The organism is Pseudomonas sp. CGJS7, assembly GCF_036961695.1.
Genome location: NZ_JBAMDI010000119.1, coordinates 1 through 26,626 on the forward strand (window position 1 = coordinate 1; position 26,626 = coordinate 26,626).

General features: G+C 65.9%; 24 protein-coding genes. 7 read left to right on the forward strand and 17 right to left on the reverse strand.

Going from position 1 to position 26,626, the window contains the following annotated elements:
* Positions 1-105 precede the first annotated feature (105 nt).
* From V7787_RS41900 to dusA, 4 genes are all read right to left on the reverse strand, one after another.
* Positions 106-789 carry a response regulator transcription factor gene (locus V7787_RS41900; protein WP_031372686.1) on the reverse strand — a complete coding sequence of 228 codons (684 nt, stop codon included), beginning with the start codon at positions 787-789 and terminating at the stop codon, positions 106-108.
* 62 nt (positions 790-851) lie between these two features.
* Positions 852-1,202, reverse strand: a complete 351-nt coding sequence (locus tag V7787_RS41905; protein WP_336093486.1) for a hypothetical protein — start codon at positions 1,200-1,202, stop codon at positions 852-854.
* Between the two features lie 171 nt (positions 1,203-1,373).
* Positions 1,374-2,300, reverse strand: coding sequence for an arginine deiminase-related protein (locus V7787_RS41910; RefSeq protein WP_336093487.1), 927 nt, complete (start codon positions 2,298-2,300; stop codon positions 1,374-1,376).
* A 71-nt stretch (positions 2,301-2,371) separates the two neighbouring features.
* Positions 2,372-3,358, reverse strand: a complete 987-nt coding sequence (dusA, locus tag V7787_RS41915; RefSeq protein WP_336093488.1) for a tRNA dihydrouridine(20/20a) synthase DusA — start codon at positions 3,356-3,358, stop codon at positions 2,372-2,374.
* A gap of 756 nt (positions 3,359-4,114) precedes the next feature.
* Here dusA and V7787_RS41920 point away from each other — a divergent pair.
* The 3 genes from V7787_RS41920 (at position 4,115) to V7787_RS41930 (ending at position 6,362) form a co-directional block, all read left to right on the forward strand.
* The gene (locus V7787_RS41920; RefSeq protein ID WP_336093489.1) at positions 4,115-4,450 is read left to right on the forward strand and encodes an imm11 family protein; all 336 of its coding nucleotides are present in this window, start codon (positions 4,115-4,117) and stop codon (positions 4,448-4,450) included.
* A gap of 91 nt (positions 4,451-4,541) precedes the next feature.
* Positions 4,542-5,369, forward strand: a complete 828-nt coding sequence (locus tag V7787_RS41925) for a hypothetical protein (RefSeq protein ID WP_336093490.1) — start codon at positions 4,542-4,544, stop codon at positions 5,367-5,369.
* A gap of 471 nt (positions 5,370-5,840) precedes the next feature.
* Positions 5,841-6,362 carry a hypothetical protein gene (locus tag V7787_RS41930; RefSeq protein ID WP_336093491.1) on the forward strand — a complete coding sequence of 174 codons (522 nt, stop codon included), beginning with the start codon at positions 5,841-5,843 and terminating at the stop codon, positions 6,360-6,362.
* A gap of 181 nt (positions 6,363-6,543) precedes the next feature.
* On the opposite strand, the gene V7787_RS41935 is transcribed toward V7787_RS41930, so the two are convergent.
* Together V7787_RS41935 and V7787_RS41940 are read right to left on the reverse strand one after the other, a co-directional pair.
* The gene (locus tag V7787_RS41935; RefSeq protein ID WP_336093492.1) at positions 6,544-6,798 is read right to left on the reverse strand and encodes a hypothetical protein; all 255 of its coding nucleotides are present in this window, start codon (positions 6,796-6,798) and stop codon (positions 6,544-6,546) included.
* 82 nt (positions 6,799-6,880) lie between these two features.
* Entirely contained in the window at positions 6,881-7,255 is a 375-nt protein-coding gene (locus tag V7787_RS41940) for a nuclear transport factor 2 family protein (RefSeq protein ID WP_336093493.1), read from the reverse strand.
* 142 nt (positions 7,256-7,397) lie between these two features.
* Between V7787_RS41940 and V7787_RS41945 the strand changes: the two genes are divergently transcribed.
* The gene (locus V7787_RS41945; protein WP_336093494.1) at positions 7,398-8,279 is read left to right on the forward strand and encodes a LysR family transcriptional regulator; all 882 of its coding nucleotides are present in this window, start codon (positions 7,398-7,400) and stop codon (positions 8,277-8,279) included.
* 21 nt (positions 8,280-8,300) lie between these two features.
* Here the strand turns inward: V7787_RS41945 and V7787_RS41950 are convergent, their stop codons facing one another.
* Both V7787_RS41950 and V7787_RS41955 read right to left on the reverse strand, forming a co-directional pair.
* On the reverse strand, positions 8,301-8,987 hold the full coding sequence (locus V7787_RS41950; protein ID WP_336093495.1) for a hypothetical protein: 687 nt from the start codon (positions 8,985-8,987) through the stop codon (positions 8,301-8,303).
* A complete protein-coding gene (locus V7787_RS41955) occupies positions 8,974-10,845 on the reverse strand; it encodes a M91 family zinc metallopeptidase (protein WP_336093496.1) in 1,872 nt (623 codons plus the stop codon). Before V7787_RS41955 ends, V7787_RS41950 begins: the two co-directional genes overlap by 14 nt.
* A gap of 252 nt (positions 10,846-11,097) precedes the next feature.
* On the opposite strand from V7787_RS41955, the gene V7787_RS41960 reads away from it, so the two are divergent.
* Positions 11,098-13,155, forward strand: a complete 2,058-nt coding sequence (locus V7787_RS41960; protein ID WP_336093497.1) for a hypothetical protein — start codon at positions 11,098-11,100, stop codon at positions 13,153-13,155.
* A 40-nt stretch (positions 13,156-13,195) separates the two neighbouring features.
* Here V7787_RS41960 and V7787_RS41965 read toward each other — a convergent pair whose 3' ends face one another.
* From V7787_RS41965 to V7787_RS41980, 4 genes are all read right to left on the reverse strand, one after another.
* Positions 13,196-13,441: a hypothetical protein gene (locus V7787_RS41965; protein WP_336093498.1), complete on the reverse strand. Its 246-nt coding sequence runs from the start codon at positions 13,439-13,441 to the stop codon at positions 13,196-13,198.
* A 122-nt stretch (positions 13,442-13,563) separates the two neighbouring features.
* Positions 13,564-14,586 (reverse strand): RNA 3'-terminal phosphate cyclase, encoded by a 1,023-nt coding sequence (gene rtcA, locus V7787_RS41970; RefSeq protein ID WP_336093500.1) that lies wholly within the window; start codon positions 14,584-14,586, stop codon positions 13,564-13,566.
* A 136-nt stretch (positions 14,587-14,722) separates the two neighbouring features.
* On the reverse strand, positions 14,723-15,961 hold the full coding sequence (locus V7787_RS41975) for an RtcB family protein (RefSeq protein ID WP_336093501.1): 1,239 nt from the start codon (positions 15,959-15,961) through the stop codon (positions 14,723-14,725).
* A 733-nt stretch (positions 15,962-16,694) separates the two neighbouring features.
* Positions 16,695-18,245 carry an RNA-binding protein gene (locus tag V7787_RS41980; protein ID WP_336093502.1) on the reverse strand — a complete coding sequence of 517 codons (1,551 nt, stop codon included), beginning with the start codon at positions 18,243-18,245 and terminating at the stop codon, positions 16,695-16,697.
* A 177-nt stretch (positions 18,246-18,422) separates the two neighbouring features.
* Here V7787_RS41980 and rtcR point away from each other — a divergent pair, with 177 nt between their 5' ends.
* The gene (gene rtcR, locus V7787_RS41985) at positions 18,423-20,015 is read left to right on the forward strand and encodes an RNA repair transcriptional activator RtcR (protein ID WP_336093503.1); all 1,593 of its coding nucleotides are present in this window, start codon (positions 18,423-18,425) and stop codon (positions 20,013-20,015) included.
* Positions 20,016-20,246: 231 nt separating this feature from the next.
* Here rtcR and V7787_RS41990 read toward each other — a convergent pair whose 3' ends face one another.
* The 3 genes from V7787_RS41990 to V7787_RS42000 form a co-directional block, all read right to left on the reverse strand.
* Positions 20,247-21,515: a YcaO-like family protein gene (locus V7787_RS41990; RefSeq protein WP_336093504.1), complete on the reverse strand. Its 1,269-nt coding sequence runs from the start codon at positions 21,513-21,515 to the stop codon at positions 20,247-20,249.
* A 96-nt stretch (positions 21,516-21,611) separates the two neighbouring features.
* The gene (locus tag V7787_RS41995; RefSeq protein ID WP_336093505.1) at positions 21,612-21,791 is read right to left on the reverse strand and encodes a hypothetical protein; all 180 of its coding nucleotides are present in this window, start codon (positions 21,789-21,791) and stop codon (positions 21,612-21,614) included.
* A 202-nt stretch (positions 21,792-21,993) separates the two neighbouring features.
* A complete protein-coding gene (locus V7787_RS42000; protein ID WP_336093507.1) occupies positions 21,994-22,821 on the reverse strand; it encodes a penicillin-binding transpeptidase domain-containing protein in 828 nt (275 codons plus the stop codon).
* A 269-nt stretch (positions 22,822-23,090) separates the two neighbouring features.
* Here V7787_RS42000 and V7787_RS42005 point away from each other — a divergent pair, with 269 nt between their 5' ends.
* On the forward strand, positions 23,091-24,932 hold the full coding sequence (locus V7787_RS42005) for an ABCB family ABC transporter ATP-binding protein/permease (RefSeq protein WP_336093508.1): 1,842 nt from the start codon (positions 23,091-23,093) through the stop codon (positions 24,930-24,932).
* Between the two features lie 140 nt (positions 24,933-25,072).
* Here V7787_RS42005 and V7787_RS42010 read toward each other — a convergent pair whose 3' ends face one another.
* Positions 25,073-25,597 (reverse strand): GNAT family N-acetyltransferase, encoded by a 525-nt coding sequence (locus V7787_RS42010; protein ID WP_336093509.1) that lies wholly within the window; start codon positions 25,595-25,597, stop codon positions 25,073-25,075.
* A 262-nt stretch (positions 25,598-25,859) separates the two neighbouring features.
* Positions 25,860-26,534, reverse strand: coding sequence for a hypothetical protein (locus V7787_RS42015; RefSeq protein WP_336093510.1), 675 nt, complete (start codon positions 26,532-26,534; stop codon positions 25,860-25,862).
* Between the last annotated feature and the right edge of the window lie 92 nt (positions 26,535-26,626).

The window sequence follows — 26,626 nt, forward strand, 5'->3', positions numbered from 1 at the left end:
GTAACGCCGGCCGCAAGGGCTGCGGGCCGGGTCGATGCGGGCTTAGTAGATCGCCGCCGCGCGCGGGCTGTCAACGCGCCGCGGGCGGGGCCGACAGGCGGCGGCTCAGTCGCCGCTGCGCGGGATGGCGAAGCGGTAGCCGCGGCCGCGCACGGTCTCGATCGGCTTGAGCGCGCCGTCCGGGTCGAGCTTCTTGCGCAGGCGGCCGATGAAGACTTCCAGCACGTTGGAGTCGCGGTCGAAATCCTGCTGGTAGATGTGCTCGGTCAGGTCGGCCTTGGAGACCAATTCGCCGGCATGCATCATCAGGTATTCCAGCACCTTGTACTCGTAGCTGGTCAGATCGACGTTGCCGCCGTTGACGCTGACCGTCTGCGCGGCCAGATCCAGCATCACCGGGCCGCATTCCAGGGTCGGCTTGCTCCAGCCCGCGGCGCGGCGGACCAGCGCGTTGAGGCGCGCCAGCAGCTCTTCGACGTGGAACGGCTTGACCAGGTAGTCGTCGGCGCCCTGCTTGAGGCCTTCGACCTTGTCCTGCCAGCTCGAACGCGCGGTCAGGATCAGCACCGGAAACTTCTTGCCCTCGTCGCGCAGGGCCTTGATCAGCTCCATGCCCGACATCTTCGGCAGGCCCAGGTCGATGATGCCCAGGTCGAACGGCACCTCGCGGCCCATGTACAGGCCTTCCTCGCCGTCTTGCGCGGCATCGACCGCGAAGCCCTCGCGCTTGAGGCGCGCGGCCAGGGTCTCGCGCAACGGCGCTTCGTCTTCGACCAGCAGAATTCGCATGGGCACTCCCTTGAATGATTTGCAGCCCGACAGGATCGTTTCGTGGACCGTCGGTGCGAAGGTTAGTCGTTGTCGTTGTCTTCGCGGCGTGTAGGGCGATCGTCGTCGCGCCGCCCCCCGCGCTGCTGCGGGTCGTCCATATAGATCTTCACCCGGCCGGTGGAGTCGACCACCTTGACCCGGTTGACGTCGCGGCCGTCGAACGGCACGCGCTCGGCGCTGAGCACCTGGCCGCCACCGCTCTCGCGCTCGAACCGGCGGACCGAGTCCGACAGCGAGCTGCGGTCGTCGCGCCGGTCGTGGCCGCGCCACGGGCGGCCGCCGTCGTCGTGCTGCGCCCACGCGGCGCCGGACGCCGCCAGCGAGGCGGCGAGCAGGAGCGTGGACGGCAGACGGGCGGAGCGCAGGCTCATGGCGTTCTAGGAAGACCCCGGCGGAACAATAATGTGGCGAACGTACAACGTGCAGGCATTTTCGAAACGCAGCGGTGAATCCGATCTGAACTTTCCCGCCCGTCCGGCCCGCCATTCAGTCCGGCCGGACCCCGGTCACAGCTCAAACCGGGCCGGCGCCGCCGCGCAGGCTCAGAAAATCTCGCCGACACAGCAGCGCAACGAACCGCCGCCGGCCTCGATCGCGTCCAGCTCGACCGTGGACACCGCGAACCCGGCCGCGGCCAGCGCGGCCTGGGTCGCCGGACTCAGCGAACGCCCGGCGGCCGCGCTCATCCACAGCCCATAGGTCGACAAAGCGATCGAATTGGCGGCGAAAGCGGCGTGTTCGGCCGCCGACAGGACGATGCCGTTGGGCGCGTAGAACCCGGCGATGGCCTCGGCGACGGCCTGATCGGCGAACCCGCCCGGGCACACCAGCGCCGCCCGCCCGGCCAGCACCGCCAGCACCACATTGGTGTGGTACTCGCCCGCGGCCAGATCGAACAGCAAGGTCGCGCGCAGGCCCAGCGCCCGGTGCATCAGCGCCGCGCCCTGTTCGTCGCAGCGTTCCGACAGACCGGCGAAACCGAGCCCGCGGGCGCGGTCGATCACCAGCGCGCCGGTCAGCTCGCAGGGGTGCGACTGACGCGACAGGTCCACTTCCTCGTAACCCAGCACCCGCTCGAAGAAGCCGCGGATGTCTTCGCGTTCGGCCTCGCGCTGGCGCACCGGGTGGCGCATGCGCCCGACCACATAGCGCGGGGGGCCGCCCTCGCTGCGCCCGGTGGCGAAGACGTTGTTGGGGAACAGCGCGTCCGGGGTGTCCGGATCGCCGGCGAAACAGACCGTGGGCAGGGCGAACGACAGCTGCCGGTGCAGCTCGCGATGCTGGGCGCTGGCCCGGCCCGGGTCGAACGCGGCCGCCTCGGCCATGTAACGGTTGTCGCCGGCCGATTGCTCGGCCCGGGCGAAGCCGTCGGGCGCGACCAGGAACGCGGCCCGGGCGATCGCGGCGCCGAAGTCCGGCGCCAACCCGCGGGCGTGATCGAAGAAAGCGTGCGGGTCGCGGGTGATCATCGCAGTCGGCTCAGATTATCGGGAGATTGGCCGGCGCAGCGGACCCGACACAGCGGCCGCGGCGGCCGGTCTCAGGCGGCATCGCGCGCGGCGAAGGATTCGGTCACCGCCAGCGCTTCTTCGATCAGCGACCAATCCGCACCGGGCTTGTGCGAGCCCTCGCTGAGGATCTGCCGGAACGCGCGCCCGCCGCGCTCGCCATGGAACAGGCCGAGCATGTGCCGGGTCATATGTTTGAGGAACACCCCGCGTTCGAGCTGGCTTTCCACATAAGGCCGCAGCGAACGCAGCAACTCGGCGCGGCTGCGCAACTCGCCGCCGAACCACGCGGTGTCCAGCCGATGCAGCACGTAAGGCTCGTGATACGCCGCGCGCCCGAGCATCGCCCCATCGGCGTGATCCAGATGCGCGGTCGCCTCTTCCGGCGTGGCGATGCCGCCGTTGACGATCACCTGCAACTGCGGCCGTTCCTGCTTGAGCCGATACGCCCAGTCGTAACGCAGCGGCGGCACCTCGCGGTTTTCCTTCGGCGACAGCCCCTTGAGCCAGGCATTGCGCGCATGCACCACGAACATCGCGCAACCGGCCGCGGCGACCTCATCGATGAAGGCCAGGAACACCTCGAACCGATGATCGTCGTCGACCCCGAGCCGGCACTTGACCGTCACCGGCACATCGCAGGCCGCGACCATCGCCGCGACCGAGGCCGCCACCAAAGTCGGCTCGCGCATCAGGCAGGCGCCGAAACGCCCGGCCTGGACCCGGTCGGACGGGCAGCCGCAATTGAGATTGATCTCATCGAACCCGCGCTCGGCGCCGATTCGCGCCGCCTGCGCCAGCAACTCCGGCTCGCTGCCGCCGAGCTGCAGGGCCACCGGGTGCTCGACCGGGTCCATCGCCAGCAGCCGCGCGCGGTCGCCGTGGATGACCGCGTTGGCGTGGACCATCTCGGTGTAGAGGCGGGCGTGCGGGGCCAGGGTGCGGTGGAAGACTCTGCAGTGGGAGTCGGTCCAGTCCATCATGGGGGCGACCGACAGGCGGATCGCTTGAGAACCCAAGTTTTTCTCTACTTTTTCAATCACTTACAAAGCCCGCCCTGCCCCGTTGAGTCCCGCAAAACCCTGCTGAATTCGAGCTGCGATGCACTATTAGTGTACCAAGCTGAGGTGTGGCGCACCGAATGGCGACATTGCAACCACGCGGCACGAAATAGCGATTCATTGTCCGTCGAAAAGGCTTCAAGGCGGTAACTCGGACGTTCCCGAGCAAGACCGCCACCAAGGAATGGGCCGAGCGCATGGAATGCGATTGAGGTGCTCAAGAGGCCCGAGGGGTGTCCGCGAATTCGACACGTGGACGCTCGCTGACGTGATGGATTGGTACACGCGTGATGAGGTTATCGTTTTCCGATACCCCTCTCTTTGCCCGAGAGAACGCTGCGATTTCCGCTCCTTCTGATTAGAGCGATCGAATCTGCGAAATCTGCCCCGCCGAAGTCATGAAAAACGCCTTACTTGCATCTGTTCGCGCCGAAAAAGTGTCCCCACTGGGCGCCACTATCGCCATTGTGGACGGGGCGCCCGTCCGGCACTACAAGTTGAGTCGAAAGCAGTACAAGTAGCGGGAAGGCATGGCAGGGTCTCGACCGCACGCCAGCGCTCCTAACTCGCCGCGTGCCATCCGGCGCAGATTGGTTCGACATTAAGCACATAAACAGCTTGTTGAGTGCAGCCCTTACTCTCGCGCTGGAAAAGCCCTATACCAGCGGCGCAACGCATGGGCGATACTTACCGTAATCCAGGACGGATACCGTAATGACGAGCGTAGCCGCCATGCACACCAACACGCAGCGTGTTCGGAAGCGGGGAAAGCCCTCCAACATCGACACGGACATACGTGGCGAGGGCCCAGGACATGGCGTGGTGATCGCCAATGAAGACAGATTGCTGATTCCGCCCCGCCTAATTATTCGACCGGAGAGCGACGGATTCCCGGCGATGTCCGAAAAACCTCATCTGGTTTATGACCTGGACGCACGCGACATGCCTCGCGATATTGAGGCTAGCTTGAGTGGGTATCGGCTTGTCTCGGAGCCATTGAAGACGTGCTACACGCAATTGACCCACAAGGCTTTGCATTCGTTGCAATAACGAACAAACCGGCCTTCGGCGAACTCGCCCTTAGTGATCGAGACTGCGAAGTTCTTGAATGGCAAGCCCCCCTCACAAGGAGAACAGTGAAATGTTGCGAGTTTTATTAGTCTCGGCCATAGCGATCGGATTCTGCGGATCGACTCCGACATTCGCCCAGGCCAACAAAGCCACCTCGGAAGCCAGGCAGGAAGCGGTACAGAAGAATCAACAAAAGCGTCTGCAAGCGATTACGAGACGCGGCCGACTCACTACCTACGAGCAGCTACTCGGAACAAGTAAAGTACGGATTGCGTCTTCCGCGAGCGCCAGCGAGACAGCATCGCGCAGCGCGGCCATTGACCTTGCAGCATTGGGTTTCACGGCGGCCGATGTCCAGGCTTATAAGAAGCGCAACATCAATCTTTTCGATGTGGCCCACAGATTCTTCGAGGGTGTTACTTCCTCATCTGAGGCGATGCTAATGGCCGACACCGTTGTGGTTGCAACGGCGGGCCAAGTACAAGCGGGGCGGAGTCGCAGCGACGGATTCTTATCCGAAACCCCATTCACTGTCGTGAAATCTTTGAGAGGCTCTCGCGCACCGAGTGACGTAATTCTCGTCCCAAGCAACTCCGGTCCTTTGCCGAACGGCAGCTATCGGACTAATTCCTCTGACACCACCTTTACGGCCGGAAAAAAGTACCTGTTGGTTCTGTCGAAGAACTGGTATGAGCAGTTCGTCGCGCTGAGCGATAAGCGATCCGAAAGTAACTTCACCGCGCTGCCCTACGACGCCTACGAAGTTGCTGACAACGGCACTCTGCTCCGTCGCTCCCATTCAATGCAAGCTGACGCCGGCCCCAAAGACCTTCGATCTGTTGAAGTGGATCTGAGCAATCTCCCCCGAAGCAAAAGCAAGATGGGGGGCACGCAATGAATCACACTCCGCTGCGTATTCTTTTAGTCGCGGGAGCAATGGCCTGGGCGGGGCTGACCCAGGCCACAGCCCCCACCGCGGTAGGACATTATGTCCGCGCCTCCGTGACCTCTGGAATGCATAACTCAGTTCCGCCGAACTGCGTCGAGGCCACCACTAACGCCATCACTACCTGGAACACAGTGGGTGCGAACTTCTCTATATCCCCTGACTTCTTAGTCTCCACGCCTCGCCCAGATGATCAAACGGTCGAGTACAACGAAGCGAATATCACCATTGACACGGGGCTCTTTTCGGAGCCTCGCGCCGTCATGGGAACGGCGAGGGACGTCAACCCTACAACAAAGATCATTACCAACGCCGACATCAGGGTAGACGATAGACGCGTGTGGAATCACGATCCGTCCGTCGAGCAGCTATCTTGCTCGACGCTACCCCCCCACGATTAACCAAGTTGACTGGCAAACTGTGATGCTCCATGAACTGGGGCATGCTATCGGCTTCCTGCATGACGCAAGCCTCGGTTGCGCAATGTACGAGGGTGGACAGCCGGGCACGATGCTGCGCACGCTATGCGCAGAGGAGAAGCAGGCATACATAGATAATTACAAGGCCCTTCGGATCGCAAGCATTACGAATGTGTCGGGCCCGTACTACACAGCAATTCCCGTAACGCTAGTTTACGTGGGCAACCCAAAGTTCCCCATGAAAAGGACAGTCAAACCAACCACATGCCCGAGCGGCTGGAACTGCGAAAACTCGGGCGGCGAAGTCACCTACTCGACGACCACCCCATCTCCACTGACCTTTAATTTTGGCTGCCATCCTTCGCAACCGATGCCCACGGCCACATTTGGCTTCCGAACGACGTTGACGGATGCCGATGGCAAGGTAACGAACGCTTTCGACCATACAGCCACTTGCACCGCGAGCGCACAGAAGCAAGCATTCGACAAGAAGCCGGCCGCCATCAATCGCATCAAGATGGACTAAGCGCAGCGCTGCACGGCTCTGATGCACTGCTGCTTTGCAAAGTGCTTTTAGTGACCCAACCGTTGCGCCACGCTCTGTGCGTGGCGCAACGTTTATCTACTGAACCTTGCCCCAGCTCTCCCGGTTTGCGAAAGCGTCCCAGTCGTACTGGCCAAGTTCGCAGGGCAGAAATCGCACAACTTCATCGCCGATCCAATCGTTGATTGCGTCGAAATCGCGCTTGCAGAGGCAAAAAGCTCATTGCCTGCGAAGACAAGTGCGGAACTCTCCACATCGCCAAAGCCCCCGCATTGTTCGGCACGATTCCCAGCAGTTGCGGCGCCACGCGATGCACGGCGAGTACGTCATCGCGCATCGCGCCCTTCATGCCCAGAAACTCATCCTTCGCTACAACCTCGTTGACAGGGACAAATACATGGGTCTGGGGCGAACGCATCACCCGCTTACGCCCTTACGGGAGAACTGCACCGATTCGCTCGAACGGGTTCGCACAGGCCTATCGCCCGCCCGCACGATGGTTACGCACTCGAAGTCATCACCTTCTGGACGATCTTCCACGCCCCATCGACCCTCAAGCACGACAGCAGGTCGGTGAACACGCGCGGTGGAACTCGCAGTTTCAGCTTCACCAGGGCCAGACCGTTTTCGACATCGATCGACAGGACTTGGTCGTCGCGTGCAAAACCCTGTTGTTGCGGAGACTTGAGGGTGCGCACGACCGCCAGCCACGTCGCGATCGGCGTCACGCTCACCTTGCCGTCTTCGCCGACCTTGGTCACCGAGCTCGACGGATCGAGGATGGATGCGAATTTGTCGGCGTCCATTTCATAGGCGGCGTCGAAATAGGTTTGCGCGAGCGAGCGCAAGGCGAGAACGTTGGTATCCATGGTCATCCTGAAGCGCTGTCGCCCCGAATCGATTAACGCGGCGCCGCGACCCCATGCCGCGCGCCTGATGTCGATCAAGCCTAGGGCAAAGTAATCTATGACGACACGCCGATTTCCCGGATGGCTTTATGAGTCAGACTCATAAATCATGAAAAGCGAATTGAACGAACTGGCCGCATTCGCGATGGTCGCCCGCGAACGCAGCTTTACCCGGGCCGCATCCAAGCTGGGCGTGTCCCAGTCGGCGCTGAGCCATACCATCCGCGGCCTTGAGCAGCGGCTGGATCTGCGCCTGCTCGCTCGCACCACCAAGAGCGTTGCGCCGACCGCGGCGGGGGTAGCGCTGTTGCAGGAGGTGTCGCCAGCGCTCGAGCAGATCGCGCAGGCCCTCGACAGCGCCCGCAGCGTTCGCCATCGCCCCGCGGGCCGTCTGCGCATCGTGATGTCGCGCTCGGCCGCGGTGATGGTGCTGCTGCCGCGGCTCGCGGCGTTCGCCGAGGCGTATCCGGAGATCGTGCTCGACGTGGTCACCGTGACCGGGCCGGTCGATCTGGTCGCGGGCGAGTTCGATGCCGGCATCCAGCTCGGCGAGTACATCCAAAAGGACATGGTCGCGATGCCGGTCACGCCGGACTTGCGCTTGGCGGTGGTGGGATCGCCGCGCTATTTCGCGTCGAGAGCCATTCCGCAAAAGCCGGCGGATCTCAACGACCATCGCTGCATCACCCTGCGCCTGCCGGGCGGGCCGTATCGATGGGAATTCCAGCGCGGACGCAAGTCGGTGACGATCGGCGTCAACGGTCCGCTGGTCATCGACGACACCCACCTGGTGATCGAGGCGGCGCTCGCCGGCGCCGGCCTGGGCATGGCCTATGAAGAACAAGTTGCCGGGCATATCGCCAAGCGCCGGCTGGTGCGTGTGCTGGAAGACTGGACGCCGCCGATTCCCGGCTTCTTCCTGTACTACCCCAACCGCCGGCATCAGCCCGCTGCGTTGGCCGCGCTGGTGAACGCGCTGCGGATTCGCTGACGCTGAGTCAGCGAAAAGCGATCAACGCCGCCCTTCGATCCGCACCGGCGCGCTGCACACCACGCGCTGCAATTTGACCAACGCCGGATCGTGATACGTCGCCACGCCGCCATCGGCCTGGCGCGAACTGTGCGGAAACCGCGCGTCGGCGTCGATCACGCCGATGCACACGCGCACGGTGGCCGGCGTGGCGATATCGACCGCGGACCGATACGGCTCGAAGCTGCGCAGCGGCAGCGCGACGTGCGCCTTGCCTTGCAGGCGTTGCCCCGGCGCGAGCGGCTTGGCGCCGATCCGGTCCAGAGTCGCGACCGCGCCGTCGGCGGCGAACGCCCGCAGCGCGAACACCACCGCGCCGTCTTCGCCGCGGCTCACGTAAATCGTCTGCTCGCTGGCCGATTCGTTGTGCTTGAGCGGCGCGACCAAGGCCAGCAACGACCGCTGTCCACGATTGTGCAGCGACCATTCGATGTCCAGCCGGGTGTTGGCGTCGCGCACGGTGGCGCTGATTTCGACCGCTTCTTCGCTCATCGCCTTCCCCGCGCCGCAGGCGCTCGTTGCGAATACCTGCGCCAACACCAACAACACCATCGCCCCGCGTCGCGCGCCGCGCCGGCCGGCGAGCGCGCGGCGCGAACTCGCGCCGGCCGCATCGCTGCCGTCGCCAGCCCTCATCCGGGTCGATGCATGCTCATCAGCGATAATCATTACGCGGACCATAGCCCATTTCCGCACGGATCGCGTTTTCCGTCAGGGCTTCGGGCGTATTGGGCGCGGGTACGGCGGGGGTGTCGGGATTGTTGTCGTGATCCACCGGCAAGCCGACCGCCTGACGTTCGGCGTTCTCGATGCCGTCGTCGGACTGGTTCGGATCGGCGTTGTCGTGGTACTGGCCGTTGGGCCAGTTGTCGCTCATCGCCGCGCGCGCGTGGGCCAGCTCGTGATACAGGATGGTGATCGGCGGCACCCGGCCGTCGTCGTCGTCCAGATGGAAGGCCGGGTTGATCTCGGCGAAACCGTCGCCGCCGAACTGGCCGCCGCCCTTGCCGTTCTCTTCGCCCAGTTCGCGGATGGTGAGCTTGTTGTCGTTATCGAACCACAAGAAACCGCCGTCGTTGCCCTGCTTGTCCAGATCCTTGAGCATCTGCTGCCCGGTTGGCGACGCGGCCAGGGTTTCCAGGTCCGCGCGCATGCGCGCCTGGAATTCCGGCGAGCCTTCGATCTGGATCGTGTCGGGCACGCCGATGATTTCCACGGTCACGGTCTTGGCGTTGTTGCGGGTGTCCTGGTTGACCGAGAGGTTGTCCTCGCCCTGGTGATAGACGGTGTTGGTGCCGTCGAAGTCGCCGACGAAATCGCGGCCGGCGCCGGTGTAGATCACGTCGTTGCCCTTGTCGCCGAACAGGCTGTCTTCGCCCTGGCCGCCGGAGATCACGTCCTTGCCGTCGCCGCCGGCGATGCTGTCGTTGCCGAGGTAGCCGTCGAGGTAATCGTCGCCTTCGCCGCCGTCGACGTTGTCGTCGCCCTCGCCGCCGTAGATGGTGTCGGCGCCGGCGCCGCCCTTGAGCTGGTCGTGGCCGGTGAAGCCGTCGAGGTAGTCGTCGCCGTCGCCGCCGTCGACCTGATCGTGGCCGGCGCCGCCCTGGATGCGGTCGTTGCCGGAGCCGCCGGCGATCACGTCCTGGCCCTCGCCGGCATCGATCTTGTCGTCGTCGGCGCCGCCGTCGATCTTGTCGTCGCCGCTGCCGGCGTTGATCGTGTCGGTGCCCTCGCCGCCCTCGATCACGTCGTTGCCGCCGCCGATGCGCGGCGCGATGCCGCGCGAGAGCAGGCTGAAGTCGAACGGGATGATCGAATCGCTGAGGTTGTCGCTGCCGCTGCCGCCGATCAGCCGATCGCTGCCGAGGCCGCCGACGATGCGGTCGTCGCCGGCACCGCCGTCGAGCGTGTCCGCGCCTGCGCCGCCGGCGATGATGTCGTTGCCGTCGCCGCCTTCGACGCTGAAATTGACCTGCATCTCAGGCGCAACGCCGATCACGTCGTTGCCGCCGTGGGTGCGGATGGTGATGTGCTCGGCCTGGGCGGCGTTGTAGCGATGCTCCTGGCCGTTGACGGTGACGGTGACGGCGCCGGTCTGGGCGTCGCGGCTGACCTGGACGTTGTCGTCGTTGTCGCTGGTTTCCACCGTGACCTGGTTGCCGTTCTGGGTGACGCTGCCGCCCGGGCTCTGGCGCGCGTAGTCCTCGCGCACGTTGGCGCTGGCATGCGACTCGACCGCCTGCTTGACCGTGTCCTTGCCGAACACCGGTTCCAGCTTGGCCAGCTGCGGCGCTTGGAGCTTGCCGGCCAGGCCGTTGACCAGGTGCTCGCGGTCGGCGACCGGGAGCTTGTCGACTTCGCTCTTGAGCGCTTTCTGGCCGTCGGGCGTGAGCGCGTCGACCTGCTGGCGCGCCTGCTCGGGCGTGGCGGCTTCCAGTTCCTTGACCGTCGGCGGCGGCGCCTCGCGCGTGACCGGCGGCGGCGGCGGCGGTTGCAGCGTCGGCGACAGAAGATCGGGGATGGCCATGCCAGGGTCCGGGGGTCGAGGGGGATGCGCTTGTGATACGCGCGCCTCCGGAACCGCACAATCTCGGGGCGACCCTACGTAAGCGCTGCCCGGCCTTCAACGGGCCCGCAATTTGCGACCATGCGCCCGAAAGACGCCAAAATTTGTTAAGACAAATGTCGTTTTTGATCTGATTTTCATCGGCAAAGGAGGACTTTGACTGCGCGCTGGACGCGTCCAATGGGGGATGTCGGATCGCGCCGGGGGAGCCGCATGTTCACAACGGAGCGAAACCGCAGGATCGGCCTGCCGGTCGTGGCCACCCTGGTCGCGACGCTGTGGTGCATGTCCGCCGCCCAGGCCCAGTTCAAGGTCACCTCGACCTTCCGCAACAACACCGAGGCCGGCTGGACCATCACCGGCACCAACAACGCCGGCACCAACGACAGCGGCATTCTCACCGGCGGCTACGGCGCGATTCCCAACAACGTCAACGACGCCAACGGCAGCGGCTGGTTGCGGCTGAGCACCAACAACAACAACCAACAGGGCCTGGCTCTGTTTACCGGCAGCTCGTTTCCGTCCTCGCAGGGCGTGATCGTCGAGTTCGACTACGTCAACTGGGGCGGCAACGGCGCCGACGGCACCACCTTCTTCCTCTACGACGCCACCGGCACCATGGCCGGCGCCCAACCCGGCGGCAGCCTGGGTTACTGCGGCGGCAACGGCGGTTACCTGGGCATCGGCCTGGACGAATTCGGCAATTTCTCCGGCTCCCTGCCCGGCGTCAGCGGCGGCTGTCCGGCCAACAGCAGCAGCCCCGGCAGTCAGGCCGACCGGGTGGTGCTGCGCGGACCGCTCAGCGACAACAACCGCTGGCTCGCCAGCGGCGCGGTCACCGGCGGCATCGACACGCCCAGCGTCACCACCCGCCCGACCGGCGACCGCCTGCGCGTGGCCTTGCTGCCGAACACCCCTTCCGCCGGCTACACCGTGACCGTCTCGGTGGGCCTGGACGGCACCACGCCGACGGTGCTGCTCAACAACGTCAACTTTCCTTACGCCGCACCGGCCAATTTGCGCATGGGCTACGCCGGCTCGACCGGCGGCCTCAACAACATCCACGAAGTGCGCAACATGATCGCCTCGGTGCCGGCCAATGTCAGCATCGCCAAAGGCGTGTCGGCGACGCGGGTGCGTCGCGGCCAGCCGGTGACCTATACCCTCACGGTCACCAATCTCGACATCAACCCGGTGGTCGCCGGCAATCAGGCGCCGACGATTCCCGGCACCGATGCGCCGGACATCGTCGACACCCTGCCCGCGCAAGTCACCGGCGCCACCTGGAGCTGCGTGGCCAGCGCCGGCTCGACCTGCCCCGCGCTCACCGGCACCGGCAACATCGCCATCACCGGCGGCTACACCCTCGCCCCCGGCGGCACCCTGACCTTCAGCGTGACCGGCACCGTCGCCAACAACGCGGTCTGCAACGCGTCCGTGCCCAACACCGCGACCGTCGATTTCTCAGCGACCGACCGTTTCGGCGACATCGACCCGACCAACAACAGCGCCAGCGTCAACTTCGCCGTCGACTGCGTGAACCTGGCGGTCGACAAGACCACCCCGCAGACCCAGTTCACCGCCGGCAGCACCGGCACCTACAACATCGCGGTCAGCAACAGCGGCAACATCGCCACGGTCGGCCAGCTCACCGTCACCGACACCTTGCCGACCGGGCTGAGCGTGCCCGACGGCGCGGTGACCCTGAGCGGCGCCAACGCCGCCAACTGGGCCTGCACCGCGGCCTCCAACACCCTGACCTGCATCAGCAATACCGCGATCGCCGCGGCCGGCAGTTCGACCTTCGGCTTCACCGTCAACGTCGCGTTCGCCGCCAGCGGCAATATGGTCAACACCGCGCGGGTGGGCGGCGGCGGCGACGCCAACTGCACGGTCGCCGCGCCCTGCGCCGACCCCACCCCGCCGAGCACGCCGGTGGTGCGGCCGTCGGTGAGCCTGCGCATCAGCAAGAGCGACGGCATCGGCACGTACACACCGGGCGGCAACGCCATCTATGCGATCACCGCCTGCAATCAGAGCGGTCCGGATGCGGCCAATGGCGCCACCATCACCGACAACCTGCCGCCCGGCGTGACCTTGAGAACCACCTGGGACTGCGCGGGCAGCGGCCCCACGCCTGGCACCTGCCCCGGCAGCGGCGGCGCGGTCGGCGGCAATGTGGTGTCGGTCACCGGCGTGGTGTTGCCGGTCGGCGGCTGCGTGACCGTCAACGTACCGGTGAACTTCAGTTCCAATCCGGCCGATTACTGAACCGCCCATCGCGACGCTGGCGCAGCGATGGGTTAGCCGATCAACGCTGGGCGTCGTTCAAGCGCTGCTGTTCTTGCCGGCAATTGGGCGACACGTAGTGGGTGTAGACCGCGCCGCGTTGTTCCTGCGCGTGTTCGCCGCCGCCCTGCACCCGCTCGCTGGCCTGCTGATATTCCTGCGCGCACAGCGGCGACAGGCCGGCCACGCCGGCGCCGTCGGTGGTGGCGCAGGCGGACAACAGCGGCGCCAGAGACAGCAGCATCGCGGTGGACAGGGTTCGGTTCATGGCGGTTCTCGGTCGAGGGAAGACGGACTCGACAGCGACTTTACCGCCGAATCCGTGCCGTCCGCATGCAGGCATTGACCCATGCATGCGAACGTTCATCCACGCATGGGCATAGCACGCCGTTACGAGCTTACCGTCACCCGCCAGCAGTGCTTGTCCACCTGCGCCCAGTCGATCTCCACCGGCAGGAACTTCTCGATCAAACGCGCATTGCTGGACAAGTGCGCGCTGATGAAGGCGGTGGTGAACTCGCCGCCGCCGGCCAAGGCCATCGGCAACAACAGCTGATCCGACAAGTGCTCGCCGACCGCCGCGCTGGAAGCCAGATACGCCGAGACCTGCTTGACCAGGCCGATGGCGACCTGCTCGGCGCTGAGCCCGCGCTCGCCCAGGGCATCGAACAATTCGCTGTGCTGGGTGTCGCCGCGCAGCCGCAGCATCAACACGTTGGCCGGGCTTTGCGCGTTCAGCGCGCGGCGCAGGTGCAACGCGTCCGCCGCCAGGCCGAGCCGCTCGCCGATCACGTTGAGCTCGCGCTGGCCGATCTGATCGGGCAACGCCGACAGCAGCGCGGTCGCGTCCAGACGCGGCGCCGGGTCGCGCTGGTCGAACGCGCAGCGGGTCAAGCGCGCCGCCGGCGCCACCTTCAATTGCAGGCTGCCGCCGCCGGCCGGGAAAAAGCCGTGGCGCTGCAACGCGAACTCGGTGGCCACGCCCATGCGCGCCAGCGCCGGCAAGTAGGCTTCGGCGAGGAAGTCCGCACTCGGCGCCAGCGGATTGTGGGTGCCGCCCTCCACCGTGACCTCGGACGCGCCGTCGCACGACCACAGCGCCGGCAGCACGGTCTGCAGCACCAGCGTCGCCGAACCGGCGGTGCCGATCGAGAAACGGTAGCGCCCGGCGTTGACCGCGCCGGGGATGAAGCGCAGCGTGGTCGCGCCCAGTTGCGCGCCGTCGACGTGCGCGCAGCCGACCTGCGCCGCCGCGCCGACCGCGGTCAGGTGCTGGCGCATCAGGCCCGGGCGCGAACGCTGGGCGCGGATGTGCTGCATCTCGAACGCGGTGCCGGTGCACAGGCTCAGACTCAATGCGGTGCGCAGCAGCTGGCCGCCGCCGTCCTGCCCGCTGATTTCGATCAGTTCCATCTTGCGATCCATGACAGTGGGCGGCCTTGCGGCCGCCCGTACTCCTTTCTGATGCGAACGGCCTAGCCTTTCGCTTATTGCTATTGTCGCCCAGCTGCGCTGGCGATCGCGGACATCGCCGCGACCGCGCAACCGCTCAGCCCTTGACGCAAACCACCTGACGCAAGGTATGCACGATCTCGACCAAGTCGCTCTGCGCCGCCATGACCGCGTCGATCGACTTGTACGCAGCCGGCGATTCGTCGACCACGTCCGCGTCCTTGCGGCATTCCACGTGCGCGGTCGCCTTGAGGTGGTCGTCCAGGCTGATGCGCTTCTTCGCCTCGGTGCGGCTCATCACCCGACCCGCGCCGTGGCTGCAGCTGTGGAAGCTGTCCGCGTTGCCCAGGCCGCGCACGATGAAGCTCTTCGCGCCCATGCTGCCGGGAATGATCCCCAGCTCGCCCTTGCGCGCGCTCACCGCGCCCTTGCGGGTCACCAACACGTCCTTGCCGAAGTGATGCTCGCGGTTGACGTAGTTGTGGTGGCAGTTCACCGCTTCTGCTTGAGCTTGGAACGGCTTGGGGATCACCTGGCGCACCGCATCGACCACGTGCTTCATCATGATCTCGCGATTGTTGCGCGCGAATTGCTGCGCCCACTCGACCGCGAACACGTAGTCGTTGTAGTGGTCGCTGCCCTCCGGCAGATACGCCAGGTCCTGGTCCGGCAGATTGATCATCCATCGGCGCATGTCCTGCTTGGCCAACTCGATGAAGTGGCTGCCGATCGCGTTGCCGACCCCGCGCGAACCGGAGTGCAGCATGAACCACACGCGGCTCTCCTCGTCCAGGCAGACCTCGACGAAGTGATTGCCGGTACCCAGCGTTCCCAGGTGGTTCAAGTGGTTGCTGCGCTCGAGCTTGGGATGCTTGGCGACGATGCGCTCGAACCCCTCGTGCAGGCCCGCCCAACGCTGCAAGGACGCCTCGGGAGGATTCGCCCACGCGCCCTTGTCGCGCATTCCGCGACCGACCGTGCGGCCGTGCGGCACCGCCTTCTCGATCGCCGCGCGCACCCCGCCGAGCTGATCCGGCAGATCCTCCGCGCTCAGCGTGGTGCGCACCGCGATCATGCCGCAGCCGATGTCCACGCCGACCGCCGCCGGCACGATCGCGCCCACCGTCGGCACCACAGAGCCCACGGTCGCGCCCTTGCCCAGATGGACGTCGGGCATCACCGCGACCCAGCGATGGATGAAGGGCAGCTTGGCGATGTTCTGCAGCTGACGGCGCGCCTGGTCTTCCAACTGCACGCCGCGGGTCCAGTGCTTGATCGGCACCGCGCCCGGCTCGTTGATGACGTCGTAGTTGACGGTGTCGTTGTGGGTGTTCATGGCATTGCTCTCTGCGTTGTGGGCGTCCGGCCCAGGCCCTGTCGAGCCGATACAAGAATGAAGCGTCGCGGCGCGTACGGCCAGCGCCAGCGCCGCGGTGGAACGTCGAAGCGGGCGCGGCATGCGGCGACTAGGGGCGGCGAAACATCGTGACAGGATGTAGTTTCGCCAGCATTCGCGGCATGACGCGTTTGAAGCAGAACCGGTGCAGCGCGACCAGGGTTAGCGGAACGTTCTGTGCTCTACCGACTGAGCTACCGTCTCGCGACGGGCGGGATTCGAACCCGCGACACCAGGATTAAATGTAGTTCCGCAAGCATTCGCGCTGCAGCGGTGGAACTTGGGGACCGGCCGGCAAGCCGATCCCGCGATCTTTCAACCCGTCATTCCCGCGAACGCGGGAATGACGAACTGGGAATCGGCGCATTGCGACAAAAGACGACGAAACGTTTCCTGCTCTAACCAACTGAGCTACCGCCTTGCGGCGAGCGGGACTCGAACCCGCGTCCTGGAAAATCATTGTGTAGTTCCGCCAAGCATTCGCAACGCACCCACCCACTACAACCTTGCCGGCCGGCGGACCCCATTGTCCGCCGGCCGCGTCCTGTAGCCGTGCCGCACCTGCCTGGCGCGTACGGCCGACGGGCCTCCAATCCCGTCTTCGCGGACGCGTTCCCTGCGTCCGCGTGGCGGCAGCGTCCTTGCGCCGCGGCGATCCGATCCCTGGAACGCCTCAGAGCGGAATCGATTCGATCCGCTCCACCCATCGCGACGCGTCGCCGCCCTGCGCGGCATACACCGCCAGCAGATCGAACACCGCATCGCTGAAACCACCGATGTGCAGCACATCCGCCGACTCGACCGTCTGGCTGGTCGGGTTCGGCTGCAAATCGATGCACACCATCCGCGCATCCGGGCAACGCGCCTTGACCGCCGCCCATTCACGCATCGTCCGGGTCTGCCCGCCCTGGCGGGTGTCGCACCAGCTTTCGTTGTCGGACACCATCACCAGCAGATCGACCTTGGCGTTTTCGCGGTTCAACTGCGCCAACGGCGCGCTGACCGAGGTCCCGCCGCCGCACAAGGCCGCCAACTGCGCGGCCTGGGTGGTCACGCTGTCGCGCGGGTTGAGCCGCAGCTTGCGCACCTCATCGTCGAACGGCAGAACCCGCGCGCCCGGATGGTTGCGCTGGATGCAGGCCGCGATCAGCGCCGCCACGTCCACGCAACGCGTCTGGGTGCTGGCGCCCTTGCGGTAACCGGTGACCGGCGAGCCCATCGAGCCCGACACGTCCACCGCCACCACCACCTCGCCCTGCAACGCCGGCACCTGCCGGGTCGCGATTTCCATCGCGTCCTGCAAGGCGCCCACGATCGGCGCCGGCAAACCGCCGCCGGCCTGGTACGCGCTCAGCAACTGATACGGAAACGCCCGGGCGTTGCGGAGCTCATCGACGTCGGTCAGACGCGCGACGACCTCGTACACCACCGCCGGATCGTCGAACACGCCGTGACGCTGGAACGTGTTGAGGTTCATCCGCAGCGTCTGCCACGACACCGTCCGCGCCAACTGGGTCCAGTGCGCCACGCTCAACCGCAGCGAGGTGAAGTACTGGAACGGCAGCTTCGGCATCGGCGCGTCCGGAGAGCGCTTGAAGGCCTCGTAGACGCGCACCTTGGCCGGCAGCGCGGATTCGTCGCAGTCCTTGCCGATCAACCACGCGTACAGCGCGGCGCGTTCGGCATCGGCGGGCTTGGGGTGAACCATCTTGATCACGTCCGCGAGCGAGGGCTGGTTGCCGACCGCGGCGGCCAGCAACTGCTCCACCGAGGCCCGGTCCAACCACTGCCGCACCAGCCGCTTCGGCCGCGATCCCAGCGACTTGCGGCCGATCCGGCCGCTGCGCACGATCTGGACGAAGTTGCGCAGCATGCGGCCGTTGTCCACCACCCGGCCGAACGCACGCTCGAAGGCTTCGCCGTCGCGCGCGCTCAGGCTGGCCAACAGCAGCGCCGGCATGTCCTTCATGTGGCCGCGCTGGCGCGCATAGATCGCGGTCTTGGCGACGAAGGCCGGCTCCACCTGCGCGCACAAGGCCAGGACGCGGTCGAGTTGCTCATCGGCGCTGGCGTAGTAGGTGTTGTTCAAGCACCCGGTCGCGGCGTACAGCGCCAGCGCGGCTTGCGGGTGGCGCGCATAGGCCGCGCCACCGGCGCGGTTGCGCGCATTCGCCACCGGCGCCGCGGGGCCGCGCAGGGAAGCGAAGAGAGTGGAGTTGGCCATCGGGGCATTCCTTGTTCGGGACTTGCCTGTACTAGAGCAAGCGCCGTGCCAACTCCCGACCCGTCGATCCATCCATATGATTTTCAAAGGAATATCCGAAAACAGGCGGTCGAACACCCTTGCCGGGACCATATAATTTCTATATTTTTAGATAAATACTTATCCAAACGGATCGCCATGAAGCGCCAAGTCGTGATCGGCATGCTCGGCACCCAGCTCGACGCCGCCTCCGGGCCCGGCCGTTGGGAGAAATGGCGTCCGACCGTGTCGCTGGGCATGCACGAGCACTTCCTGCTGCACCGCATGGAGCTGCTGATCGACGAGCGCCGCTTCGGCAAGCTCGGCCAGTTGGTCAGCGAGGACCTGGCCCAGGTCTCGCCGGAAACCCAGATCCGCCGCCACGACACCTTCCTCGCCGATCCCTGGGATTTCGAGTCGGTGTACGGCGTGCTCGACGACTTCGTCCGCCATTACGACTTCCGCCCGGACGAAGAGGACTACTACGTCCACATCACCACCGGCACCCACGTCAGCCAGATTTGCTGGTTCCTGCTGGCCGAAAGCCGGCTGTTCCCGGGACGCCTGCTGCAGACCGCGCCGCCGCGCAAACAGAAAGGCGGCGACCCGGGTTCGTATGCGGTGATCGACCTGGATCTGTCGCGCTACGACCGCATCGCCCAGCGTTTCGCCGAGCAGCAGCTGCACGACCGCGACTTGCTCAAGAGCGGCATCGCCACGCGCAACCCGGCCTTCAACCGGATGATCGAGCAGATCGAAACCGTGGCCACCCGCTCCAGATCGCCGATGCTGCTGATGGGCCCGACCGGCGCGGGCAAAAGCCAGCTGGCGCGGCGCGTGTTCGATCTGAAGAAGCAGAAGCATCAGCTGCCCGGACGCTTCGTCGAGGTGAACTGCGCCACCCTGCGCGGCGACGGCGCCATGAGCACTTTGTTTGGCCATATCAAAGGCGCCTACACCGGCGCGGCGACCGATCGCGCCGGCTTGTTGCGCTCGGCACACCAGGGCCTGTTGTTTCTAGACGAAATCGGCGAGTTGGGCCTGGACGAACAGGCGATGCTGTTGCGCGCGCTGGAAGAGAAGCGTTTTCTGCCGGTGGGCGGCGACAAGGAAGTGGAAAGCGATTTCCAGTTGATCGCCGGCACCAACCGCGACCTGCAAGTGTCGGTGCTGGAAGGGCGCTTCCGCGAGGATCTGCTGGCGCGCTTGAATCTGTGGACCTATCGCCTGCCCGGCCTGGCCGAACGCGCCGAGGACATCGAGCCGAATCTGGATTTCGAACTCGAACGCCACTCGCGCGAGAACCATCAGCGCGTGACCTTCAACAAGGAAGCGCGCGAGCGCTATCTGGCCTTCGCCCGCGGCGGCGAGGCGAGTTGGAGCGGCAACTTCCGCGACCTGGGCGCGTCGGTGATGCGGTTGGCGACCTTGGCCGAGGGTGGGCGCATTCGTATCGATCTGGTCGAAGAGGAAATCGGGCGTCTGCGCCGGCAATGGCATGGCGCCGCGGCGCAATCCTCGCTGCTGGATGCGGTGCTCGGCGAAGATGCCGCGCGGTTGGATCGCTTCGATCGGGTGCAGCTGGAGGATGTGTTGCGCGTGTGCGCTCAGGCCAAGAATCTGTCGCAGGCCGGGCGGGAGTTGTTCGCGGTCTCTCGCGCGAGCAAGGCCAGCAGCAACGATGCCGATCGGTTGCGTAAGTATTTGGCGCGGTTTGGGTTGGATTGGGAGCGGGTGCGGGGGCGCGGTTGATCGCGTGGGTTGTGCTCGCGGCTCTCGGCTTGGAGTCGGCGGCACGGTGGCTTTAGTCGAGTAGCTAAGAGCAAGATCAAAATGGATTCCGGCTTTCGCCGGAATGACGGGTGCTGAGCTGCGCGCCCGCCAACAGATCCGCGCAATTTACCTACCGTCATTCCGGCGAAAGCCGGAATCCATTTTGATCTTGCCTTCATCGGCCCGTACAAAGCCGCTTCATCGACGCCACTAAGCCTCCTGCGCCAACAACGGCTCCCGCTCGGCCGCCGCCTCGCGTTGCCGCCGCAAAAACTCGCTACCGCGCCGCCCCGGCGCCATCAAGATCCCGGTAGTCGCCAGAAAAAACCGCTCCAACTCCGGCGACACACTGCTGACCACGCAAAAATCCTCGCCCTCGCGATGATTGATCGCGTGATACAACCCGATGCCGCGGCTTTCCAGTTCCCGCACCAACACCGGCAGCAACTGCTTCGGCGCCAGCCGCGGCTTGTCCGGATGCGGCCACTCCACCCGCTCCAGCCGTTCCGGATCGATCCGGAACATCGCGCAATCGCGCAGCTTCGGATAGTCCGCGAGCATGTCCAAGGCCAGTTGATCGAGCTCGGCCAGATGCCCGGAGCTTTCCTTGATGTCCACGCACTGAGTCAACTCGCTCAGCGCGCGGATCGCCGCGTACTGCGGATACGGCGAGGCGCCGCAGCCGTGCGGGAACACCACTTCGCCGGGCAGGCGCTGCTCGGTCGTGGCGATGAACACCGGCAGGCCGAGGTCGGAGGTGATCTCGATCAGCAACACCCGCCGGCCCAGACGACGTTCGGCCAGACGGTGAACGCGCGCGGCTTCCTCGGGCAACGACGCCGGTTCGATCAGCCGCCCATAACGCCCGGCGCCGGCGAGGTAATGCGCGATCAGGAACAGCGACCAGGCATCGCGCTCGACGATCTCGGCGATACCGTGCAGCGCGGCCTCCTCGAAGCTGGCGCCGATGGCGGTGCCGCTGTTGGAACTGAAGCGGGTGACGCTGCCGTAGTCGAAGTCGTCGCGCGCGTCGGGCGCCGCGGCGACGGGATACTCGGGAAAGGTCAGGAACAACGGCACCGCCAAGGCTTCGCCGCCGGAATACGACCGGTAGCTGCGGCACGCGATGGCGCGGCCGGCGTTGTCGGCGAAAGCGGACAGGAACGGCAAGCCGGCATTGCGCGGGTCTTGCGCGATGCGCTCGGCCGGCAGGTACTGGACCGGCGTGGCGGTGTGGGCGAACTTGCAGTAGTGGTGTTCCATCGCCTCGTACAGGGCGCCGGTCAGCGATACGGCGGCCTCGCCCTTGCCGAAGCCGCGGCTGATCAACTCGCCGCCGGCATCGCGCAGCGTGCATTTGACCGTGATCAAATGGCCGCCCATGTCTTCGGTTTCCAGAGTCCAGCCGCGTCGCTGGACGCAATCGCGGATCACTCGGTTGGCGTGGTCGAGACTGCGCTCGCGTTCGTAAGGAATCATTGCCTGGCTCTCCGGCGCACGACCGGCCGAACGCATGGCGCGCGAACGCGTCGCGCGCCATGCGCGAGGGCGGTTACCCAATCGATGGTCCGCCGCTCAGCGGGCGAACTGATCCAAGAACGTCTGTTCCTGCTCGGTCGGCGCGTTGAGCTCGGCCAGAGCGTGCTTGAAGTCCTCGCCCGAGGCGACGCTCTGCTCGCGCAGGGCTTCGGTGGCGGGGATGAACTTCGGTTTTACGAAGGTGGTCTTATCGAAATCGGCGCGAGTGGAACCCATGACGTGAACCTCCTGTAGTCGAGCGGGAGGCACGGGACCGGCGCGGAGCGTCCTGTCGGTTGGCTGCCGGCCTGTCCGTGTGCCGCAGCCACCGGGCTGCATCACACAGATATCGGCAAGCACGCCGCGCTTCCTTGAAGGCGATCACCAAACACGCCGAGCGCGCAGCCTCAGGCGACTAACGGCACCACCGCGACGCGCATCAAAGCACGCCGCTCTTGCGCAGTTCGGTCACCGCCAGGGTCGCGGCGGCATTCTCCGGCAGCCCGGCCGCGCCGGTCACGCAGCTGACGAACACGTAACGGCGAGTGCCGCGCTCGATCTGCCCGACCTGCCAACGCACCGCCTCTCTGCCGCCGACCACCACCGAGCCGCTTTTGCCGAGCATCGGCGCGTTGTCGTAGCGGAACACCCGGCGCACCGGCATTCCGCCGTACGACCCGACCAGCAAACCCGGCGGCTGCACCAGCGGCTCGCGCACTTGCGCCATGGCCTGGCGGCTGACGCCGAGTTCGTCGCGGAACAGCCGGCGCAGGAACTGCATCTGTTCCTCCGGCGAGATCTGCAGCGAACCGCCGTTCCAGTATTCGCCGCCGCTGCGGGTGTCGGCGTTGCCGTAGTTGAAGCGGCTGAGGTACTCGCCCATCCGCACCGCGCCCATTTGCTCGGACACGCCGCGGAAATACTCCGGCGAGGAATACGCCAGCGCCGAATCCAGGCTCTGGCCGCCGGAGATGTCGTTGCTGCGCGCGCTGCCGGAATCCAGTCCGGCTAACGCCGCGGCGATTTCGAACGTCGCCGCCGGCGCGACCCGGCGCGAGCAGCCCTCTTGCGAGGAGAACCGGCGGATTTCGCCGGCGCCCAGGTCGTAGAGCAGGAAGCAGCCGCGCAGCAGCGGCGCTTGCTCCGGCTGCGGCGGCGGAGTCACGCCGAACGGGCTGTTGCGCGGCAGGGCGACGGCGGTGGCGGCCAGCGCGGACAACACCGCGGCCGAGGCCGTCAGGGCGAGTTTGCGTTTGAGGGCTTTCATGCCTGCATAGCTCCTTGTCTGGATGAGAGGCCTGATCGGGCGATCGACCGCCAATGCCGGTGGGACGGCGATTGACACGGCAGCGGATCGGTCTGCGTCGGCGTATCGTTGCATCGGCCGGCGGCGCTCGGATTTGGCCCAAGAATGCCACGTTGTCCGTATGTATTTCGACCGCGGCGGCCGTCGCCAGGCCGCTCCGGCCAGATTCGGCTTGACCTCAAGCGCGCTTCAGGTCTTATCCTCCGCCGCCCCCGCCTTCCAAGGACCGTATGACCGCCCAACCGCCGTCCACTCCTCCGACCGCCGACGCCGACAGCCAGGACGGAGCCGCGCCGGTTGCGCGCGCCGCCGAACGCCGCGGCGAATGGTCGGTAATCGCATCGTTGTTGCCGTACCTGCGGCCCTACCTGGGCCGGATCGGCATCGCCTTGGCGATGGTGCTCGCGGCCAAGCTGCTCAACCTGTATGTGCCGCTGGCGCTCAAGCAACTGATCGACCGCCTCAACGTACCGGTCACGCCGCTGCTGCTGCCGGTGGCCTTGCTGCTGTCCTACGGCATCGCCCGGGTCGGGGTGACCCTGTTCACCGAACTGCGTCAGGTCGTGTTCGCGCGGGTCATGGCCCGCACCTCGCGCCAGGTGACCTTGCAGGTGTTCCGCCACTTGCACGGGCTGAGCCTGAAATTCCACCTCGCCCGCCGCACCGGCGGGGTCGCGCGCGATGTCGAGCGCGGCGGCAGCGCGATCTCGGACCTGCTGGACTGGACCATCTACACCATCGTCCCGGTGCTGCTGGAAGTGGCGATGGTGACCGCGGTGCTGGTGTGGATCTACGACTGGCGCTTCGCCGCGGTGGTGCTGGCCACGCTGGTGCTCTACGGCGCGTGGACGTTCTCGGTGACCGAGTGGCGCACCCGCTATTACCGCGCCTCGGTCGAAGCCGACACCCGCGCCAACGAGCGCGCGGTCGATTCGCTGCTGAACTACGAGACGGTCAAGTACTTCAACAACGAAGAACACGAGGCCCGCCGTTACGACGAAAACCTGCGCCATCTGGAAAACGCCCAGGTGATGTCGATCAAGACCCTGGCCGTGCTCAATCTGGGTCAGAGCCTGGTGGTGGCGCTGGGCGTGACCGCGATGATGTGGCTGGCCGCCGACGGCGTGGTCGAGGGCACGATGACGGTCGGCGATCTGGTGCTGGTCAACGCCTATCTGCTGCAGTTGTCGGCGCCGTTGTTCATGCTCGGGATGATGTACCGCGAGGTGAAGCAGGCGCTGACCAACATGGAGCGTTTGTTCGGCCTGCTCGACGAACGCCAGGACGTGCGCGACGCGGCCGATGCGCAGGCGCTGATCGCGGCGCGGCCGCGGGTGGCGTTCCGCGATGTGCGCTTCGGCTACGACCCGCGCCGCGAGATCCTGCGCGGGATCGATTTCGATATCCCCGCCGGCGCCACCGTCGCCGTGGTCGGCCATTCCGGCTCGGGCAAATCCACCCTGGCGCGGCTGCTGTACCGGTTCTACGACATCGACAGCGGCTCGATCGAAGTCGAAGGCGTGGACCTGCGCGGGTTGACCCAATCCTCGCTGCGCGGCGCGATCGGGATCGTGCCGCAGGACACGGTGCTGTTCAACGACACCATCGGCTACAACATCCGCTACGGCCGGCCCGAAGCCGGCGACGCCGATGTCGAGGCGGCGGCGCGCGCGGCGCATATCCACGACTTCATCGTCGGTTTGCCCGACGGTTACGACACCCCGGTCGGCGAGCGCGGGCTGAAATTGTCGGGCGGCGAGAAGCAGCGTGTGGCGATCGCCCGCGCCCTGCTCAAGAACCCCTCGATCCTGATCTTCGACGAAGCCACCTCGGCGCTAGACTCCAAGTCCGAGCGCGCGATCCAGGACGAACTGGACCGCTTGGCGGTGGGCCGCACCACCCTGGTGATCGCGCACCGCTTGTCGACGGTGATGGATGCCGACCAGATCCTGGTGATGGACGCCGGGCGCATCATCGAACGCGGCACGCATCCGCAGTTGCTGGCGATGAATCGGGTGTATGCGCAGATGTGGGCGTTGCAGCGCGAGCAGGCCGAGGAAGCGGCAGTCTAAGTCAGTCTACCTGTAGGAGCGGCGCGAGCCGCGACCGCGACACCCGGCTTACGTCGTATGCGCGATGTCGCGGTCGCGGCTAGTGACCGAAGGAAATCCCTGTGGGACGCCGCTCCTACAGGGAGCGCACGCGCTTGCGTCTACTGCGGCTCGGGCCGTTCCCAAATCATGTAGACATCCGCGCGCTGATAATGCGACCCCGGCCGCGGCGCCGGGTGATGGCGAAAGCCGACGCTCTCGTACAACTTCAGCGCCGGCCCGAGCTTGGTGCTCGATTCCAGGAACAACTCGCGCCCGCCCATCTGCGCGAACGCCTCGATCGCGCCGCTCATCAGCTTGCGGCCGATACCGCCGCCGCGCAGCGCGGGTTCCACCGCCATTTTGGTCAGCTCGACCAGGCCGTCTTCGTAACGCAGCAACGCGACGGTGCCGAGCACGCGGTCGCTGTCGTCGACCGCGAACAGCACCCGGCCGCCGCCGGCGAGCAAATGGGTTTCCGGATCGCCGAGCACTTCGCGGTCGACCGGCTCGACCGCGAACCAGCGTTCCAGCCATTCGATGTTGAGGCGGGCGAAATCCGCGCGCCAACGCGGGTGGAAATCGACGATGCGGACGGAGCCGACGATGTCGATGGGCGGCGGGGTGGAGGTCGGTTGGTCGCTCATTGGGCGATCATAGCGGGCGCTTGCGGGCGGTGGGGCGCCGCGGCCTGCCTGAGCAAAATCAAAATGGATTCCGGCTTTCGCCGGAATGACGGAGATGGGAGGGGCGCACGATCTTTTGGCGGCGCTTGAAGCTGCCGTCCCTTAGAGCCACTTACAAAATCTCGACCGTCGTTACTTAAAAACCGTCATTCCGGCGAAAGCCGGAACCCATTTTGATCTTGCTCTGCCTTCAAACTCGGCAGAACCGTTCCAACAACGACGCTCAATCCTTGCCGTTGCCCTTACCCTTACCCGCAGATTTCGCCGACGCCTTGTCGCCACGCGCCTGCCCGCCTTTGCTTTCGCCCTTCCCGCCCTTCTCTTTCGCACCCTTGTCCTTCCCACCCTTACCCGGCGTGTCGTAATCCCGATAAGGCCGATTGGGAAAATCGCGACGCAACTCATCGTCGATCACGATCGGACGACCCCAGCGGTCGTAAGTCGGAACGAAGCCGCGCTTGAGCTTATGAAACTCCGCCGAACCAGGCTTGATCCCGAGCCGCAGCGCCACCGCGCCCCAGCCCTCGGCCGGGTCGCGATCCCATTCGTCGACGACATAGCGGCACGGCCGGCCCAACACCTGCGCCAACGCGCAGGCGTAGTAGACGTCGCCCGGCGTCCAGCGGCGGCGGTCGAGCAGATCGCCGACCAGTTCGCGCGGTGCGCCGTAGTAACGCACCATTTCGTCCACGAACGGCTCGCGATAGCGCGCGCCGTAGCGGCTGATGTCGCTCAACCACGCATCCACCCAACCGTCGCCGCTGCGCGGATCCCAGCCCGCCGGCAGTTCCTGCGCGTGCGCGGACGTGCCCAGCAAGGCCGCGACGGACGCGGTCAGGGCGAAGAAGCGCGACTTGAAAGAACGCGTGTTGAACAAAGGCTTGCGTGGGTCGGACATGGCGGGCTCCTTCGGACGCGGGTCCTATGGCGTCTGCGATCGCGCAGCGGCTCACAGCTAGATCGGGGGCGAAACCCGCGGATCAACGCAGG